Origin of the sequence: Bacteroides sp. AF34-31BH, from assembly GCF_003602795.1 — a bacterium.
Taxonomy (GTDB): Bacteria; Bacteroidota; Bacteroidia; order Bacteroidales; family Bacteroidaceae; genus Bacteroides; species Bacteroides uniformis.
In genome coordinates, this window is record NZ_QTLV01000007.1 from 193318 (window position 1) to 211078 (window position 17761).

Annotated in this window: 10 protein-coding genes; all 10 read right to left on the reverse strand. The window is 45.5% G+C overall.

What is annotated here, in order from left to right:
- Positions 1–948: a DUF6047 family protein gene (locus DWZ67_RS12740; protein ID WP_120138933.1), complete on the reverse strand. Its 948-nt coding sequence runs from the start codon at positions 946–948 to the stop codon at positions 1–3.
- Between the two features lie 110 nt (positions 949–1058).
- Positions 1059–1694: an RteC domain-containing protein gene (locus tag DWZ67_RS12745; protein ID WP_120138935.1), complete on the reverse strand. Its 636-nt coding sequence runs from the start codon at positions 1692–1694 to the stop codon at positions 1059–1061.
- Between the two features lie 185 nt (positions 1695–1879).
- Complete coding sequence (locus tag DWZ67_RS12750; RefSeq protein ID WP_120138937.1) at positions 1880–3178, reverse strand: sigma-54-dependent transcriptional regulator; 1299 nt, start codon at positions 3176–3178, stop codon at positions 1880–1882.
- Between the two features lie 826 nt (positions 3179–4004).
- Complete coding sequence (locus DWZ67_RS12755; RefSeq protein ID WP_120138972.1) at positions 4005–6005, reverse strand: glycoside hydrolase family 97 protein; 2001 nt, start codon at positions 6003–6005, stop codon at positions 4005–4007.
- Positions 6006–6015: 10 nt separating this feature from the next.
- Complete coding sequence (locus tag DWZ67_RS12760) at positions 6016–8013, reverse strand: hypothetical protein (RefSeq protein WP_120138939.1); 1998 nt, start codon at positions 8011–8013, stop codon at positions 6016–6018.
- Positions 8014–8026: 13 nt separating this feature from the next.
- Positions 8027–10051 carry a glycosyl hydrolase family 28-related protein gene (locus tag DWZ67_RS12765; RefSeq protein ID WP_165852474.1) on the reverse strand — a complete coding sequence of 675 codons (2025 nt, stop codon included), beginning with the start codon at positions 10049–10051 and terminating at the stop codon, positions 8027–8029.
- A 77-nt stretch (positions 10052–10128) separates the two neighbouring features.
- Positions 10129–12126, reverse strand: a complete 1998-nt coding sequence (locus DWZ67_RS12770) for a glycoside hydrolase family 97 protein (protein WP_120138943.1) — start codon at positions 12124–12126, stop codon at positions 10129–10131.
- A 26-nt stretch (positions 12127–12152) separates the two neighbouring features.
- Positions 12153–14186, reverse strand: a complete 2034-nt coding sequence (locus tag DWZ67_RS12775; RefSeq protein WP_120138945.1) for an MGH1-like glycoside hydrolase domain-containing protein — start codon at positions 14184–14186, stop codon at positions 12153–12155.
- A 6-nt stretch (positions 14187–14192) separates the two neighbouring features.
- Entirely contained in the window at positions 14193–16385 is a 2193-nt protein-coding gene (locus tag DWZ67_RS12780; RefSeq protein ID WP_165852475.1) for an alpha-galactosidase, read from the reverse strand.
- A 29-nt stretch (positions 16386–16414) separates the two neighbouring features.
- Positions 16415–17761: a DUF6055 domain-containing protein gene (locus tag DWZ67_RS12785; protein WP_243635163.1), complete on the reverse strand. Its 1347-nt coding sequence runs from the start codon at positions 17759–17761 to the stop codon at positions 16415–16417.

Consider the following 17761-nt stretch of genomic DNA (forward strand, 5'->3'; position numbering starts at 1 on the left):
CTATAGGATTAATTGTTTCTTCTCCTTCTTCTGTGGGGTAATGGAAGCCGCATGCTTCACCTGCCGGTGGCTGTCAGACATCCGCTGTTCAGGAGCTTCCTCCCTGTAGTGTGTTTCCGGTAACCCGCCGGTCTGTTCCTCTTCCGAATGCGGATACGACACCGGATGTGACATTCCCATCCTTTCTGTCCGGCTTATCCGTGCGCCCAACCTGAACTCCCCATCCGTAATATGGAACTCCGATTGCAACAAATCCGCCGCCATCTCCTTTGCCTCTTTCTGTAAGGCCGCATAGCCGAAGTCGTGTGCCGACAAAGGCGCGCTCATCCGTGCCCTCATGCTGTCTCCCAGCTTCTCCGCCAGTTCCCTGAACTCATACTCATAGCTGAACGGATGCACCTTGTCTGCCGCAACAATCCCGGCGTACCCGTTTTCCGAAATATACAGCAATGCCGCTACATCATAGTTCCGGGGCGAGATACCCAAACCGAATTCTTTTGTCAGCCGGTCGAAGTTATGGAAATCGGGCCGCAGGTCGAACTTTGCCCTGCACACCCCACCGTCCAGTACACTTCTATCCGCAAACTTGTCGAAGGTGAAGTTCACCACCGACCTGCGCAATTGTGCGTCTGTACTTCGCAAATCCGCTTTGGACAGCTTTTCGATGCAGTTGTCCGCCAGCCCGGCCATCCGTTTGGTAGGCAGGTCAATCTCATATATCCGCAAAGTTTCGGGTACTTTGGTCACGTTGAAGAAGCCGTCGGCCAGATGTTGCAGATAGCTGTTCCGTGCCTTCATACCCTTGAGGGTGTCGGAAAACAGCATCACGCCCTCTTCCGTAACCACCGCATATACCCGGTTTTCCGTCCCGGAAGTTTCCGTTGCCGCCGCTTTCCACCTGTCCGGTTTCCGGGCAATGCGGTTCCAAATATCATTCAGGATTGACATAGCTTGTATTTTTAGACATGATAACCGGCGACAAAGAAAAACATTCAGCCACCAATCTGCAATACCTCATACATACGAGTCATCCGTTGGCGGCTGTTGGCGTACAACCTTTACGCCAGCCGTGCGTCCAACATCCGGTTATAACTTTTGCGCAGGGAGTCAATGAACGGAGTGGTGTCCGTACAACGGTCGAACACTTTGCCACGCTTGGTGTACAGCGCATTGATTTTCAGATGGAACACTTCCTCGAAAACGCGGATAACATCCACAATTTTCAAATCCCGGCCTTCGGCCGTACCTATCGCACCGGCTGCCATCAGTGCAGCCACCAGTTCAATCAGGTCGCTGTCCGTACCGTTCCATGTCAGTGTGACGGAAGTTTTCCTTCCGCTTCCACGCACCGCTTCCGCATGGAATCCGGCAGATACGGTACCATGACGAAGCATCTCCTTCAGTATTTCCGCTTCCGCATCCAGCAACGCCAACGTCTTGTCGATAAACACGTCATACAGGATATTGCGGCAATCTTCAGCCATTCCGTTGCAGGTCTGCCGCATAAAGGCCAGCTCTATTTTTGTGTAGTTCAGACGACGTAGCTGTCCCGTCAAGTCCCCTGCCGATGAAAACGTGGCAAGGCAGTTCACGAAATCGTCATAGGCGGCTGGCAACTCACCTGCCGCAGGTTCGGCACCGTTTGTATAAGAGGCGAACAGATTAAAAAGAGAGGTTTCCACCAATGTCTTCATCGTATCATGTTTTTAGGTTCCACAATTCAACTCTCCACTCATCCTGCCGGAATAAAGACAAGTGTCATGCCTGAAACAGCACACAGATAAAACATTGTAAATAAACCATATAGAAAGCAGTAAAAATGATGTGTACATAAAAGCATTGTGGATTGGACATGATGTGTCCGAATTTCGGACATATTCTAATCCAGACGATACTTCCTCAGTTTCAGATAAAGCGTGCTCCGGCTGATGCCCAGCAGCCGTGCGGCAGCCTTCCTGTCATTGCCCGTTGCCTCCAATGCTTTCAGAATGGTTGCCCGTTCCGTCCGCTCGTCATTAAGTGAATACTCTTCCGGTTGCCTGCCTTTATCGGAAAGGTCTATCTCCCCGGTGGTTATCCAGTCATCTTTCGCCAATAAGGTGGCCCGTCTGACAACCATCCTCAGTTCCCGTATGTTTCCCGGCCACGAATAAGCTTTCAACCGTTTCTGTACTTCACGGTCAAAGCCTTTCACACTCCTTCCCAACTCCCGGTTAGCAGCATCCAGCATGAATTCCGCCAACGGGATAATATCCTCAATGCACTCTGCCAGCAATGGTACATGCAACGGAAATTCGTTCAGCCTATGGAATAAGTCTTCTCTGAACCGACCTTCAGCTATCGCTTTCTCCAGGTCCTCATTGGTAGCGGCCACCAGTCGGATATTCGTTTGCAACTCTTCCTTACCACCTATGGGGCGGTAGCATTTTTCCTGCAATGCACGTAATAACGACCTTTGCACCTCGGTACTCAGATTACCCACCTCATCCAAAAACAATGTACCATGATTGGCAGCAGCAAACATTCCCGCTTTGTTTTCCATCGCTCCGGTAAAAGCACCCTTTGCATAACCGAACAGTTCTGAAACCGCTAATTCCTTTGGAAGAACTCCACAATCTACCGCAATAAAAGGGGCATCTGCCCGCCTACTCAACTCGTGTACCTGCCGGGCCACATATTCTTTTCCCGTACCTGATGCGCCACGTATCAACACAGCCAAAGTATCCACCGGAGCCACTAATCGAATATATTCTTGTAGCTTCACGGCAAGCGGACTTATCCCCCGATAATAAAACCAATCATTCCGCGTTAATCTCTCTTGTTCTCGCAACAGACCAGAAATTAACTCTCGTATTTTCTCCGTCTGTACTGGTTTAGGCAGATAGTCTATGGCCCCCTTCTTTACAACTTCTACTGCACCTTGTATGTTTCCATAACCCGTCATAACAAGAAAAGGTATCCGATAGCCTTCCGCATTCATCCATTCTAGTAATTCCATACTGTTACCGTCCTGCAAACAATAGTCTGATAGTACCAATCCAACTTCTGTTCTCGAAATAAACTCTTTTGCCGACGTTACCGACAACACATAACGAGCACCCATACCGTTTTTCACTAGCCAATTGACCACTACTCGAGCATATCCTCGATCGTCTTCCACTACCAATATTATTTTCATTACATATCTTCCTTTGATTTCTCAGTCTTCTCCATCATTATTATCATTGCTACCGCTAGTTTCCCCACCTCTGCTGTTGCTTCTTCGCCTCATACTTCCAACAATGATGTCAATTGCTATAGTTCTAGGACCGGCACATCTATCTGTTTATAATGGCATACCTTTATGCATTAGAACGATTATCTTCCAATAATTTTTTAGCCTTAATAACTCTCTACAAATTAACCGCTCTATTTTTCACATTCTGTAAAACAAAGCCAGTATATCTCAATCACCTCCCCACTCACCAATACAGTAAAGCCTAGTACTTACCATTGTGATATCTTACTACCCATATATTCAGCTAACACTAATCAGTTCTCCCATAAGAAAAAGGAGAATAGTCCAATTGATACTACCAAACAAAGAGACTCACATTCTTTTATAGTCTTATAAATTTTATCTATGGACCAACAACATTTTTCTTTACCCCATCTGCTGTCAAACCAGAATTCCATTAACGGCACATACTTCTGTGTAATATCCATCAGTTCATTCAACTACTGCTATAATTTCCACTTGATTTGTTCCAGTTACGCAAAATATGGTCGGGGTAAGATTTAGATAACAAAGAGTCTGCAGATTCTTTGGTCTGAACATTGAGACCTTTAACCCACATTTTTTAGCTCTGCCTACAGCATCCCGCAAGCCAACCAACAACAAAGAATTGCTGATACCTTTCTTCTCATCTCTATCAAGAACTTAATATGAATGTAAAAAATCAGAGTGAATTTACTTGTTCAGCCAACTCCACTCTGATTAGTTTTCATAACGATACACTTATGTACTATTTCAGGATTCTCATGACAAAGCCTCCTCCAGGAGCCATGTGTATCTTCATCTTTTTACCAGCAGACAGTTTGACTGTTCTATACCTATAATCCTTGCCTACTCTGTCGGCATTGATTCCGTCTTCAAAAATTTCAGCCTGATACTCACCCTCACCCAAGAAAGACAAGTCCAGCTCCATGTCGCGTGCATTCCAATTGGTCAAAGCACCTACATACCAAACCTCATCCTTCTGACGCGCCATCACCACATATTCACCCACTTTTCCGGACAATGCCTTAGTCTCATCCCACACAGTAGGGATGGAAGCAATAAACTGAGTGCATTGCGGTTCTTTCAGATAATTGGTAGGTGCATCGCACAACATGTTCAAGGGGGAATCAAAAATCACATACTCGGCCAACTGACGGCAACGAGTGCCCTGACTCATCGGCTCTGAATAGATGGCCTTAAAGTTTTCTTTATTCATATTGTTCATAGCCCCTTGAGTATAATCTACCGGCCCGGCCACCATACGAATAAACGGCATCGTCACATCATACGTCACCTGGTCTGTATCCGGTTTTGCCCATTTCAACTCTTCCAATCCGTGAACTCCTTCAAAGTTGATGGCATTGGGATAAGTGCGTTGCAATCCGGTAGGTTTGGAAGTACCGTGCAAATCAATAAGTAGTTTGTACTTGGCACCCATTTCCGCACAACGACGATTGAAATCAATCATGTATTGGTCATCACGATCCATAAAATCAATCTTAAATCCTTTGATACCCATAGCAGCATAATGCTTGCAGACGCGCTCCATATCCAAATCGAACGCACGATAGCCTGCCCATAAGATAAGCCCCACCTTTTTGGTATCGGCATAACGTATCAGCTCTTTCAAATCTATTTCAGGCACAATCTGAAACAAATCTGCCGGTCCGGCAACCGCCCATCCTTCATCCAAGATGACATATTCCACACCTTGCTTGGCTGCAAAGTCTATGTAATATTTATAAGTCTCCGTATTGATGCCTGCACGGAAATCAACGCCATACAGATTCCAGTCGTTCCACCAGTCCCAAGCCACCTTCCCGGGTTTTATCCAAGAATAGTCGCCTTCAGCAGCCGGAGTAGCCAGTTTGTACACCATATCGCTGCACAGCAATTCCGTGTCTTTTTCTGAAATCACCATCACGCGCCAGGGGAAAAACATCTTCCCCGCTACTTTAGCGATATAAGGCTCACGTGTCTTGACCACCCCCTTCAAGCCTCTCACTTCTACAGAAACGTCTTTCGGATAGGCAGCAAAATGGCCATAAAAGCCTTTATCATCAGGAGATACTTTCAGGAACATACCGGGATAGTTCAGCAAATCTGCCTCTGTAATGCACACCTTCTTCTCCCCTCTCCTTTCGGCAAGAACAGGCATAAAAGCCAAACGGTTCTTATCCCATTCCGACAAATTCACATGTTGATAAGTATTCTGGAAAGAACTATGGTATTGATTTTCCTCACCGTCTATCGTACGTCCTTTGGGAGTAGCAGCAAATATCTTCGGATTATCCGGCAGATTGAACACCGCCTGCTCATTTTTTATGAAAAGCGAATCCTTGCTGTTGGTAAGGAAGCGATACGCCACACCGTCTTCATAGGCTCTGAATACAAGGCTGTAATTCCCCTTGAAATGCAATACCAGCTCGTTATAATGGTCTTTTATCGTCTTTCTCTTATACAAAGGAGGAGTTATGACAGAGTTCTCAGAACTTCTCGACTGCTTCTTCAGTCGGGGCGACTTTCCCAATACCGCACCGTCCATAAGCTCCATGGATATGGGAGACGGGGCAATCATCACATCGCCTTCGTGAGACACGCTATACTTTATCACATCGTCCAACGTGATACATACTTCCACTTTCCCCGTAGGGTCTTCCAGCGTCAATCTCTTTTGAGCATCTACCGCTCCAAACGGGATAACCGCCGCCAAAGTGATTATCCATTTTTTATTCAACCAATTCATATACTCCAACTTATGATAACTTACAATTCAACGTAGCACCGTTCTTGATTTTCTTGTTCAAGAGCGTTTTGCCATTCTTCGTGATCATTACACGCAGGGTTTTATCGTTCACTCTCAACACCTGGATGTCGAAATCGCTCCCAAATGCCCTTATCCTACGAAGAGACATCTCGTTCCACTCTTCCGGCAGTCGGGGAGTGAGCGTAAACGAATCGAATCCCGTAGGACGTATGCCGAAAATACCTTCGGTAACAATTCGCCCATACAATCCACTTTCGGCAGAAAGATGCCTCTGTCCGCCTTCCGGCCAGGCCTCAACAGCATAAGGCACATGGCTTCCCAGCAAGCGCGTATTGGAGTAACGCTTCATATATTCCAAAGCCTTCTCCGTTTCTCCAGCCATGAACACCCCTCTCAACGCATACAACGTAGAACGATCCCAGAAGGTTTTTGTTCCAGCCTGTGTAAGCAATCCGTTTTCCGTCCACAACCGTGGAGAGAACAACGCCTCTATAGTTCCTTCTGCACGCTTGTGAATACCCACCGTCAAAGGAATACATATCCATGCACGCAACACATCGTTTCCTTCATAATAAGCATACGTATCAAAGCCCTCCACATTGGATGCAAAATAAGCGTCCATGTTCTTTTCCAATTCAGCGGCTTGCCTGCGATAAGACTTAGCCAAACTCTTTTCACCCAACTGTTCGGCTATGTATGCAGACGAAAGAAGTGCGTCATAATAGAGAGAAGAGGTGCACAAGTTGGCTTTCCCTGCCGGGAAACGTCCTTCAAGTTCGTCCCTGTCGGAAGCCACAACTCCCTTTTCATTAATTTTCCTCTTGCTGAACTCTAGGCACCATTTTATCAACGGCCACAACTCTTTGGCTTCTTCCTTATTCCCGCTGGCCAAGGCATAACGTGCGGCACCGTATGCTATCATAGCCGCATCCCCACGGTCTCCTGCCCCGTTCCAATAGCCATCGCCTTCTGCAATAATCGAACTCGGAATAGGCTTCCACTCATCGTTCATGTATCTCGCAAAATGCTTGAACGAATTCATGGCCGAAGCATTCCCATACTTATAGCCCACAAACGGGAAATAAGGGTTGATGTATTCGGCCTGGTCGTTTGCCCAAATGGCTGCATAATAAGATTCACCCCCCGGCCCGTGCATGGGACCGCCCTTGGTCTCGTATATACTTTCGCAAGCCCTGATTTTAGAAAATGCAAACATTTCATTAATCACCGGATCGGGTGTTTCCAACACAAGATTGCCCATCCATTCATCTACTACCGAACGACGCATCTCCAATTCTTTGTCGCCATCAAAACTTTGCGGCTGTTCTCCTGTCTTATATCCTGAAATGGAAGCCGTAAATTCCAAACTTTCACCGGGAGCCAAATCCAGTGATTGGGAGGGAGCAGATGTCAGATGGATTTTATAACTGCCGGCAACCCCTTTATCCGGATGCGTAGTCACCACATTGTGCATCTCGGCAGTCTCGATAGTTACTTTCTTCTTGCCTGTATTGACAAACTTGTAAATTTCTATCAAGGCGGGTTTATCTACAGACGGGAAGTATGTACGTTTCAACAACAAAGAGTTGTCCCGACCCAATTTGATGACACTCGAAACTTCCAAAGTGCCATTCAGTGTCATGGACTGTACCTCTTCCTGCATGGAACGCCCGTTGATGGTCATCCCGTCCAATGGATTCCAGTCAAATCTCCTCATCAAAGACGAATGCGTATTGTTGGGCACGGTACGAAGCATGGGCCAAACCATACTCTTATTGAGCACGAATTCACCATTCTCTCCCACTCCGTATCTCAACACCACGGCAACCCTCTTGCCAGCCATCTCGATATGGTCTTGATGTTCTACACCCTTTTTCACTTGCCAAGTGATGCTATTTCCGGCATCGTCAACATTCCAATACTGCTGCGCCATTCCCCGCCCGTTAAGGCATAATAGCAAAGCAACCGACAATAACAGTTTTCTCATTGTACCTATTTTATTATTTGTTTGTAGTCTTAAAAGTAGAACGATAAAGAGGTGCTACTACCGAACCAACTCCATCGCCTTTACGTTTAGGAGCATCTTTATGTTTCAATATATAAGTATCTTTACCATTGATTTCACGAATAAATGTAGGATCTGGGAAATCATCCGACCCATCTTGAAAAACACCTAAAGAGACATCGGCATTATCTACTTCAATCGTTATCCCGGTCATGCTCGATCCATGTACCTCCAGATTAGGCCAATGATAGGGTACCGTCATGTTTATATTGCACATGATACCATATATCTCAGCCTTTCCGCCATCACTCACCCGAAGATGAGTGCCATACAATTCACCTAGTTTTCCACCAAGACCGAATACTACCGCCCCTTTTCCTACATGAATATCGGGAACCCATTCTTCCGGATTCAGGTTTCTGAACCATACATTTTGGTGTTCAAAAAGCCATCCGGCCTTTTTATGTTCCGGAAGTTCAGGATAATCACCTCCACCGGTCACCACGTTTTCCAGAAACAAATCCCCAGTACCATAGTTACGATACGAAGAATCGCCATATCCCATAAACATATCCCGTATTACCGTGGTCTTATTACGCCAGTTCACAAAAGTAGTAAAGGTGTTACGATATTGCCCCGTCGAAAATGCCTCCATAATCATCACCTCATTGCGACCGTCCTCAAAGATAAACAACGGAGAACCTATTTCGCTTTCATTTTCAACGTCCATATTGCACCATCCGCCATGAAGCCATTTCAAGTTATTTCTCAAGTGAACGGTTCCTCTTAGTTTAAGACGTTCTTTCACAGCCTTTACAAAAATATATTCCGCTCCGCTATCAATAAGTTTTTGCAAAGCTTCCGTATCATCGTCTTGTGCAGAGACATCAAATATCGACCAATCTTTAGGGGAGGGAAATTCATACAGAGGTGCATTTTTAATAGGCAAAGAAAGTGTTTTAGATGGCGCAGCATCCGAAAGACGCACCACAGTAGAAACATATTCATCCAGACGACCGTCAACCAACTCCAGAGCTATCCCCTCAAGCATCTTTCCATACCCTTTCATACCGATATTACGCAAAAGCAAATGTCCCTCATTGCGAATAGCAGAGGCATTGACATCCCCACCTTCAAGTTCTGCATCTATCAACGTAGTAATCGCATCTTTACCTTCCAGTACCAATGCCGGACAAGCATTTTTACTATAAAGTCCACGGATTGCAATGTTTTTAGATACGTGATGTATTCCCGCAGTATGTTGTCCTTCCAATTTGATGTTTTCAAACGTAAATCCGGGATAATCCCCTTTTACTGCTATTCCTGTGCGAAAGCCATAAATACCTACCTCATGTATGTACGAAAGCCCTCCTCCACGTATCGGCAAGTTCAGTCCGATGGCAGCCGGCGTATCATTGTCACGGCAAATAATATCCACATCACACAATTCTCCGTTGTTACTGGAAACATAATCCACCGCTACTGCTCCAGGATTGCCTTTCCCTATCTCAATACTGACATGCCGTATTCCGTTATAATATCCTGTATTACAGAATTTAGCATCCAAAAAACGAATGAGGGGAACTTCGCCTTCCTGAAAAGCTTCCGAATGCTCATCCAACACTATTTTGGTATTTTCTTTTCCTTCCCCCCAAATCATTGTATGGGCAGAGATATACATCATTTGCATTTCTTCAGCTCTTTTCTTATGCAACTCTTGTATCTCTTTCGAGGCAAAGATCAAAGGCTTTGACACTTTATATTCCCCTGCCGGAAAATAAATGATCTGCACAGCCCTCTCGTCTTTCGTGAATATACCTTTAGTACGGCTGGCGGCATACGTAAAAGCCTTCTGCAATGCATCCGAACAATCTTTAAGACCCGTATTATCGGCATAAAAAGGTGCTGCCGTCACATCTATAACACCTGCCGCTTCCGGAAGCACATAACTCGAATTTGCTAACACCTCAAATCTTACTGCAAGCAAGAAAGACAGCAACATAATGCCAACCCTCTTCATTCTGAAACACTTTATATACATTGCTTTTTTATTTGCGAAAATTATTCTACAATTTTATCCGATGCCACCATAAGACTCTAAGCCCTCTTTATCAGCATGGCAAACCCTCCGCCTTGAGCCATACGAATCTCTTTCTTAGAATCGGGAGTCACGGTAAATGTCTCTTTTACGTAATCGGAAGCCTGCTTGTCGGCATTCACACCATCCTTGAACAACACCACCTCATAGTTTCCATCCTGCAGGAAAGAGAAATCCAATGTCACTTCTCTCGAATTCCAGTCAGTCATGCCGCCTACACACCATGAAGCACCTGTTCTTCTGGCTGTGATGATGTATTCCCCAAGTTCACCCTGCAATACACGTGTTTCCTCTATCTGCTTATTGGGCAAACTCACTATGAAATCCGTACATTCCTGCTCTTTCTGGTAGATAGTAGGATTGTCGGCAAGCATGGTCAACGGAGAGTCGTGAACCACGTAAGTGGCAAGCTGATGGCAGCGCGTACCTTGGCTCATCGGATTGTAATAAATATCCTTGAAATCTTTCTTCGATGCGTTTCTCATCGCCCCCGGCGTGTAATCCACCGGTCCTGCCATCATGCGGATGTATGGCATCATCACATCATATTCCATCATGTCCCACTCCACCGAACGCCATTTCATCTCTTCCATGCCGAACACTGCCTCAAAATTGATAATGTTCGGATAAGTGCGGTTTATTCCGGTAGGCTTGTAGAAACCGTGCAAGTCCAAAGTCAGCTTATACTTCGCTGTCATTTCAGCAATGCGGTATGCCATTTCCACCGCTGTCTGGTCGTCCCTGTCGAGAAAATCCACCTTGAAACCACTGATACCCATGGCCGAATATTTCTTGCAAGCCTCTTCAAGCTGCTCATCCAGCACATTAAACACTGTCCATAGTATCAAATCCACTCCCTTGCTTTTTCCATAACGCACCAATTCCTCCAAATCCAGTTCGGGAATCGCAGTCAACATATCCCCCTTCTTCGGATTATACCAGCCTTCGTCCAACACCACAAATTCAATCTGATTCTCGGCAGCAAAATCAATGTAATATTTATAAGTATCCATGTTGATGCCTGCCTTGAAATCAACGCCCGAAATGCCCCAATCATTCCACCACTCCCAGGCCACCTTGCCGGTCTCTATCCAGGAAGTATCACCGATGCGGTTGGGTGAGGCCAAAGCATACACCAGGTTATTGACAGGCATTTCAGTATCTTTCTCCGTCACTGCCCATATACGCCAGGGATAACTACGCGTACCATTCACCTTGGCCATGTAGTCGGCACGCCCTACCACCCGCTTCATGGCACGCGGCGGAAAGCTTTTAAGCTCAACAGGATAACGGGCAAAAGTTCCTTTCAGCGAACACGTCTTGCCATCCCCCTCAACAAACATACCGGGATAATTCTCCAAATCCGATTCCAGCAAAGTCATCTTTACGCCCTCTCCACAATCCATGGTTATGGGCAAGAAAGCTATATTATCCGTATGGACATTCTTTACGGTCGCTTTCGTATAGATGTTTTGAAAGGCCATCGCATACTGATCTTTTCCCGGTTTCACTGTCGAATAGGCCATATAAGTCTCATAATCTTCCGGAAAGTTCATCTCCACAATCTCATCTTCAATGACCAACGGCTGCTTCATGGATGTATAGAAACGATAGGCCACCCCTTCATCGTAAGCCCTGAACACGATGCCATAATTCCCTTTCAGTTTCAGATTCAATTCATTGTAAGTGACATTAAAAGCCGAAAAGCGATAGTTGGGAGAAAGGATATTTTCTGTCACCAAATCGCGGCGTTTTGCCCCACTCACACGCACATCCGTACCTAATGTTTTATCTTCCAACACCAAGCCTATGGGACTTTCAGCCAACAGCAACTTGTTTTTGTGTTTCAAGGAATAAGACAAGCGGTCACCCGCCTTGATTTCCACTTCCAGATTTCCATCCGGCGATTTCAATGCAAAAGTACGCTCTGCCGCCTGCAAAGGCAGACAAGTCATACAAGCCAACAAACTGAGATAAAGTAATTTTATATGATTCATAACATGTATGTATTAGTTCTGTCCAATCAAAATTCGGGTACATAAGAAAAAGTATCAGCATCTTCTGCCAACAATAAAATCGAAAAAGCACTTGACCAACCGAAATGTTTGGCCGTCATACCTTCACCGGTAGCTGAATTCCAATTCTCACGGATCGGACATCCCGGGTCGGCAAGCCCCTTCAATCTATCCGGAAGCAAACGGGTATATTTATCCGCATCCTCGACAAATCCATAGTTCTTCCAGCCACGGATGCCGAAATAAGTATAGTTCATCCAAGTCTGCCCCCGGAAATAGCCTTTATCAGGACGATACAAAGGATGCTTGTGATTCAAACTGGAGAATGGGAAATAAGTACCGAACAATTCCGGATCCAACATATTCTTCTTGACAGCCGCCGCCTGTTCGGGTGTCGCCACTTTGGTAAACAAAGGAATCCATCCGGAAATATCTATCACTTTCACCAGTTCCCCTGTACCTAATTTACGGTCATAAAAATAGCCGGTTTCCTCATCGAAGAAATTGTTCTGAATCAGTTTCTTCAACTTCTTCCCCTCTTCTATAAAGCGGGCAGCTTGCTCATTCTCACCAATTTCTTTCAACATATAAGCCAAATAGAACTTCTCGGCGCAAAGGTAGCTGTTCAGCTCAACAGATTCCTGGTCAAAAGAATAGGCACCTTCCGCATTCTTCAGCATTTTCACACCATGAAACTTCACTGCTACATCCATTCCGCTTTCCCATTGCCCCATGTAGACTTTAGGACCAATACCCCCATATTCACACAAACCGTTTCCATCATGATCCCTGTATTTATACCTCCATTCATGATATTTCAACAACTTGGGCAGCATCTCCTTTATGAAAGCCTTATCTTTAGTCCGCTGATACACCATGTAAGTGGCCCATCCGGCAATAGGTGGTTTTGAGCATTTATTATTATTATTTTCTTTATAAATAGAAATGAGGTCCACAATCATTCCCTCAGGCGTCTGATAGTCAAACATGGTCTTCATCTGTTCCTTTGCCAATTCCGGATTAAAGATAGACAAAGCCGCAGCATGTTCCCAACTATCCCATGCCCAAAAAGCATCAAAGTGACCGGTAGCCGGCTGTACCCCACCATGTTTCAAGTCACCTGCCGCACTGCGCCAGTTGGTGTGTAATGTCATCAAGGCCTTTACCGCCCAGTTTCGATTCCGTTCACTTTGCAAATAAGGAGTGTCACGACCAAGAATACTATTGATATACCCTTCCCAGCGTTCTTTGTTTTGCACCCAATAGTCCTCGGCACCATCCATTGCAATTTGTTGATGAGTTGCCACGGCAGTCTCTTTATCAGAAGCCGGACAATAAGTAGTGAAAGTCTGGAATACACCCGATTTTCCCGGCTTGATTTTCGTGCTTTCCAGATTCATGACATATTCCTTACCGGTCACAGATTCCATGACAGCTCCCGCAGGGAAAGACACCACAAAATGATGCTTATTATCGGCCACACTTACATGCAGACTATTCTTATCTACCACCGAACAAACGGCATCTTGATAGGCCAGCTTCCCTCTTAAAGAAAAGATGACCTCACGTTCCCTATCTCCGCAATTAGTTATTCTATATTCTATCATCGTACTCCTATCCGATATGGCTATTTCCTTTAGCTCTACAGATAGAGTACCGGCAGTAAGGCGTTGCCTCAACATACCCGGAAGATATTCATTGACAGGAGATGCTGTATAAGAAACAGCAGTACGCCTCCCATCAACGACTTCTGCCAATGTCAATTTTTCAAAGCAATCAGACAACCATTGAAGTTTCAGCTTTCGCTCTCCGGTAAATGCCGGTCCCCTAAATCCACCGACCAAAGAATCAGCCGACGGTTTATTAAATCCATACCCGTGCCAATCGCCCAAGTCGGAAAAGAAATACCCTTCTGGAGTCACCTCATAACCAACCTCAATATTCAGCAAATTCACAAATTCTTCCTGCTTGTATGTGCCTTTTTCGCAACTCTGCAAAGCAGAGATTAACGATACAACTATAATGAAAACAATTTTTCTCATACCCTCTTATTTCACCTCTTGCAGTTCCAATGCCAGACTGGAATATTCACTCTTCAACAAATTCTTCAACACCAGTCCCTCTTCCATCAACAGTTTTCCGCTAATGACCTTACCGTGCAAAGCGCAAGGCTTGTTTTCCTTTACCGCAGTCAAGTCCACCAAGCGATACATTTTCTGGGAATCCAGTCCGTTCATCCGCACATTCGGTATCACCATATCTACAAAGTGAGACATTTTATATACATAAAAAACTGCCCTGGCTTTTTCCGGTGTCACATACATCAACGAAGATACAGATTTATTGTCATACGGCGAAACCAAACGATACAAATCTCCAAACTGCACCACCGGACGTATCTTCTTATAGGCCGCAATGGCACGCTTGGCAAAGGCCTTATCCTCCTCACTCATGTCTTTGGGCTGAATTTCCATACCGAGACGTCCAGACATGGCCACGTCAAAGCGGAACTTCAAAGGGATGCGACGACCCGTCTGATGATTTCTGTCGGCACTCACATGAGAAGCCATCGCCACTGCCGGATAAAAATTCGATATGCTCCATTGCAGATAGATGCGTTGCAAGGCATCGGTGTTATCGCTGGTCCAGAATTCATTAAAATACGGCAGCATCCCATAGTTCACACGTCCGCCGCCACCGGCACACGCCTGCATCACCAGATCCGGATACTTGGCACGAATACGTTCCAACACCTGGTTCAATCCCCTTTGATATTCGATATAAAGATGCGACTGTCTATCTTCAGGCAAATAAGAAGAGCCGTAGTCCAGCAGGCTGCAATTATCATCCCATTTCATATAAGCTATCTGGGGGTACTTGGTCATCAAATTATCCACTACTCCAAATACAAAATCCTGCACTTCCGGATTAGTCAAGTCCAACACCACTTGTGTCTTGCCACGTCCGGTTGAAAGGGGACGATTGGCGATACGCAGAATCCAATCGGGATGCTTTTCAAATAACTCGCTCTTGGTATTTGCCATTTCCGGCTCAATCCAAAGCCCGAACTTGATGTTATACTTCTTTGCAGAATCCAGCAATCCTTCAATCCCTCCGGGCAATTTCTCCTTGCAAACCTCCCAATCACCTAAACTACTGCTTCCGTTGTTACGCGGATATTTATTGCCGAACCAACCGTCGTCCATCACAAAGAGTTCGCCTCCCATGGCCGAGAAAGCTTCCATCATCTGATCCATACCCTGCTGGTTCACCTTGAAATAAACACCTTCCCAACTGTTCAGCAAAATGTCGTGCGGCACATTTCCACCGTGCAGCTTATATTGGCGTGCCCAACGGTGAAAAGCACGGCTGACGCCTCCCTTACCGGAAGTACTGTAGGTCATGGCAAACTCCGGAGTGACAAAACTCTTCTTGGCATCGAGCACATAATAAGAGTGCTCTTCATTGATCCCGGCAGAAATGTTGAACTGTCTGTTTTTCACATCCAGCTTGATGAGATAATTTCCGGTCCAGGCCAATGTTCCGCCCAATACCCTGCCATGTTCTTCCTGCGGTTTGCCGTCCATGCTGAGCAAGAAAGAAGGGTTGTCCGATTCAGTATTCACCAGTCCGTCTTTATTGGAAATCACCTTCTGCCCATTGGTCAGTTTCTCTTCATCCATCGTAGATTCCGCCCCCCAGAATCCATGGAAATGCGTCATCCAGTTATCCCCTCTGTGCACAGGGAAAAAAGCAGAAGCAAAGCGATACAATGTAAGCGGTTTCTTGCCGTTGTTCTCCACCTCTACCCAAGTCGAAATAATGTCCGTCCCTTTATAGGCTTTAAAAATCTGTTTCAACGCAAAAGGATAAACCAGATCCTTCATACGGATTTCCATCATTTCGCCCTCATCGGTGGTATATTGCTTCACCTCCTCCACTACCAGATCCAGCGACATATTGCCATCGGCATGTGTCACTGCCATGGCACGCTCACCCGCCGTATTCACTCCGAATACCGGATAACTTTCTACTCCAAAAGCCAAACTGCTGTCATAAATGCCTTGAATATCCTTTTCTGATATACGGCTTCCATAGTATTGGTATTTTGATTTTTCACCGGGATTTGCTGTTATCAACAAAGAAGTATTGGGAGTCGAGAGCAAATAGTCTTTCGCACTCAAGTTGCCCGACAAGACTCCCAATGCTACTATTAAGAGAGATTTTGTTTTCATGGACATGTTTCTTAGAATTTTATTAGTTCAACCTGTTATTTTTTGGCTTTCAGCACCGAATTATGCAGTCCAGTACCTTGTATGCTAATCTGATAAGGCCACTGAGCCTCTTTTCCCTTCTCTGCGTTCAGCTGTTTCCATTTTTTCATAAAGTCCCAATGCGCTGTAGGAGTACCGGCCACCACCAACCATAAGAATTGCGTCTCTTCCGGTACCTTGAACTCCACCGTCTCGTTCATCCCGTTTCTGCCGACATGCATCTTTCCATAAGTACATTTTCCATCTTTACCCACAGCGACAAAACCATATCTCCACCCGGCCTTATCCACATGTAGCGTCCGAAATTCCTGACTGCCGGCCAACCCTTTGAAGTCTAAAGAAACCAATGTTCCGGCTTCCGGCACATTCAGACGGATAGCATTATATCCGTAATTCTGCGGGCAGCGTGTCTGCGCTATCCGGAACCAACCATCGGACAGAGCATCCAATTTGCACGTATGCTCATTGGCATAACTGCTGCATACCTTCTTGATTCTGGGAATATCCCACGTCACAAAACGAGTGGCAGCCTCATAAATTTCATCATTAAACGCTTCCTGATCAAGGCCGGTCAAACGTTGATAAGCCTGAATCGCATCCTCTGTCCCTTCCGCCTCTTTCCATATCCGGGCAATAATCTCCAATCCATGCTTATTCGACCAATACTCCATGAATTGCGGTGCATGATACATATTCTCCTGATTCAGCAAAGAGAGATGCGTCTGTTCCATATACGCATCCAAATGAAACTTCTCTATGGTAGTCCAGTCAGAATAGACCTGCCACAACATCCATTGTGAAGTATATTCCACCAACGGACAACCCTGAAAACTCCGTGCCCCATCTGCACCTACCATATATTGAAAAGAATGTCCCATTTCATGCGCCAACGCACAATAGGGATAAGACTGAATGCGGCAAGGTCGGAACCACATCATCCCCACTCCGTCATGCCCCCAACCATAAGCAGTCGTTTCATCGTCATTATATATCCAAATAATCATTTTATAACGACTGGAGTGCGATTTTTTTCTATCCGCAAATTTCAGTTCATCCACAAAGTAATTGTAAAACCGCTCTCCCTCTCTCAATATCTCATCCGGATAAAAACGCTTCGACTTATCGGCATATTGCGCAGGATCTTTGCCGAATGATTTCTCCCAAAGCAGCACCAGATTCTCCGATTCGGCCATGTAGTCATAGCCGAATTTACCATCGGGCTGATTGAACCCGTTCTCTTTCAGAGTCTTTTCCGGAATCTTGATCTCCTTTTTCACTGGTTTTGCCTGCAGCACATGCCCCGATAAGAAAGAGAGAATCAATAAGAAAACTATTTTTTTCAT

Coding starts and splice junctions, on each gene's coding strand:
- DWZ67_RS12740 (WP_120138933.1), bottom strand. CDS start 948: ATGTCAATCCTGAATGATATTTGGAACCGCATTGCCCGGAAACCGGAC.
- DWZ67_RS12745 (WP_120138935.1), bottom strand. CDS start 1,694: ATGAAGACATTGGTGGAAACCTCTCTTTTTAATCTGTTCGCCTCTTAT.
- DWZ67_RS12750 (WP_120138937.1), bottom strand. CDS start 3,178: ATGAAAATAATATTGGTAGTGGAAGACGATCGAGGATATGCTCGAGTA.
- DWZ67_RS12755 (WP_120138972.1), bottom strand. CDS start 6,005: ATGAATTGGTTGAATAAAAAATGGATAATCACTTTGGCGGCGGTTATC.
- DWZ67_RS12760 (WP_120138939.1), bottom strand. CDS start 8,013: ATGAGAAAACTGTTATTGTCGGTTGCTTTGCTATTATGCCTTAACGGG.
- DWZ67_RS12765 (WP_165852474.1), bottom strand. CDS start 10,051: ATGAAGAGGGTTGGCATTATGTTGCTGTCTTTCTTGCTTGCAGTAAGA.
- DWZ67_RS12770 (WP_120138943.1), bottom strand. CDS start 12,126: ATGAATCATATAAAATTACTTTATCTCAGTTTGTTGGCTTGTATGACT.
- DWZ67_RS12775 (WP_120138945.1), bottom strand. CDS start 14,186: ATGAGAAAAATTGTTTTCATTATAGTTGTATCGTTAATCTCTGCTTTG.
- DWZ67_RS12780 (WP_165852475.1), bottom strand. CDS start 16,385: ATGTCCATGAAAACAAAATCTCTCTTAATAGTAGCATTGGGAGTCTTG.
- DWZ67_RS12785 (WP_243635163.1), bottom strand. CDS start 17,761: ATGAAAAAAATAGTTTTCTTATTGATTCTCTCTTTCTTATCGGGGCAT.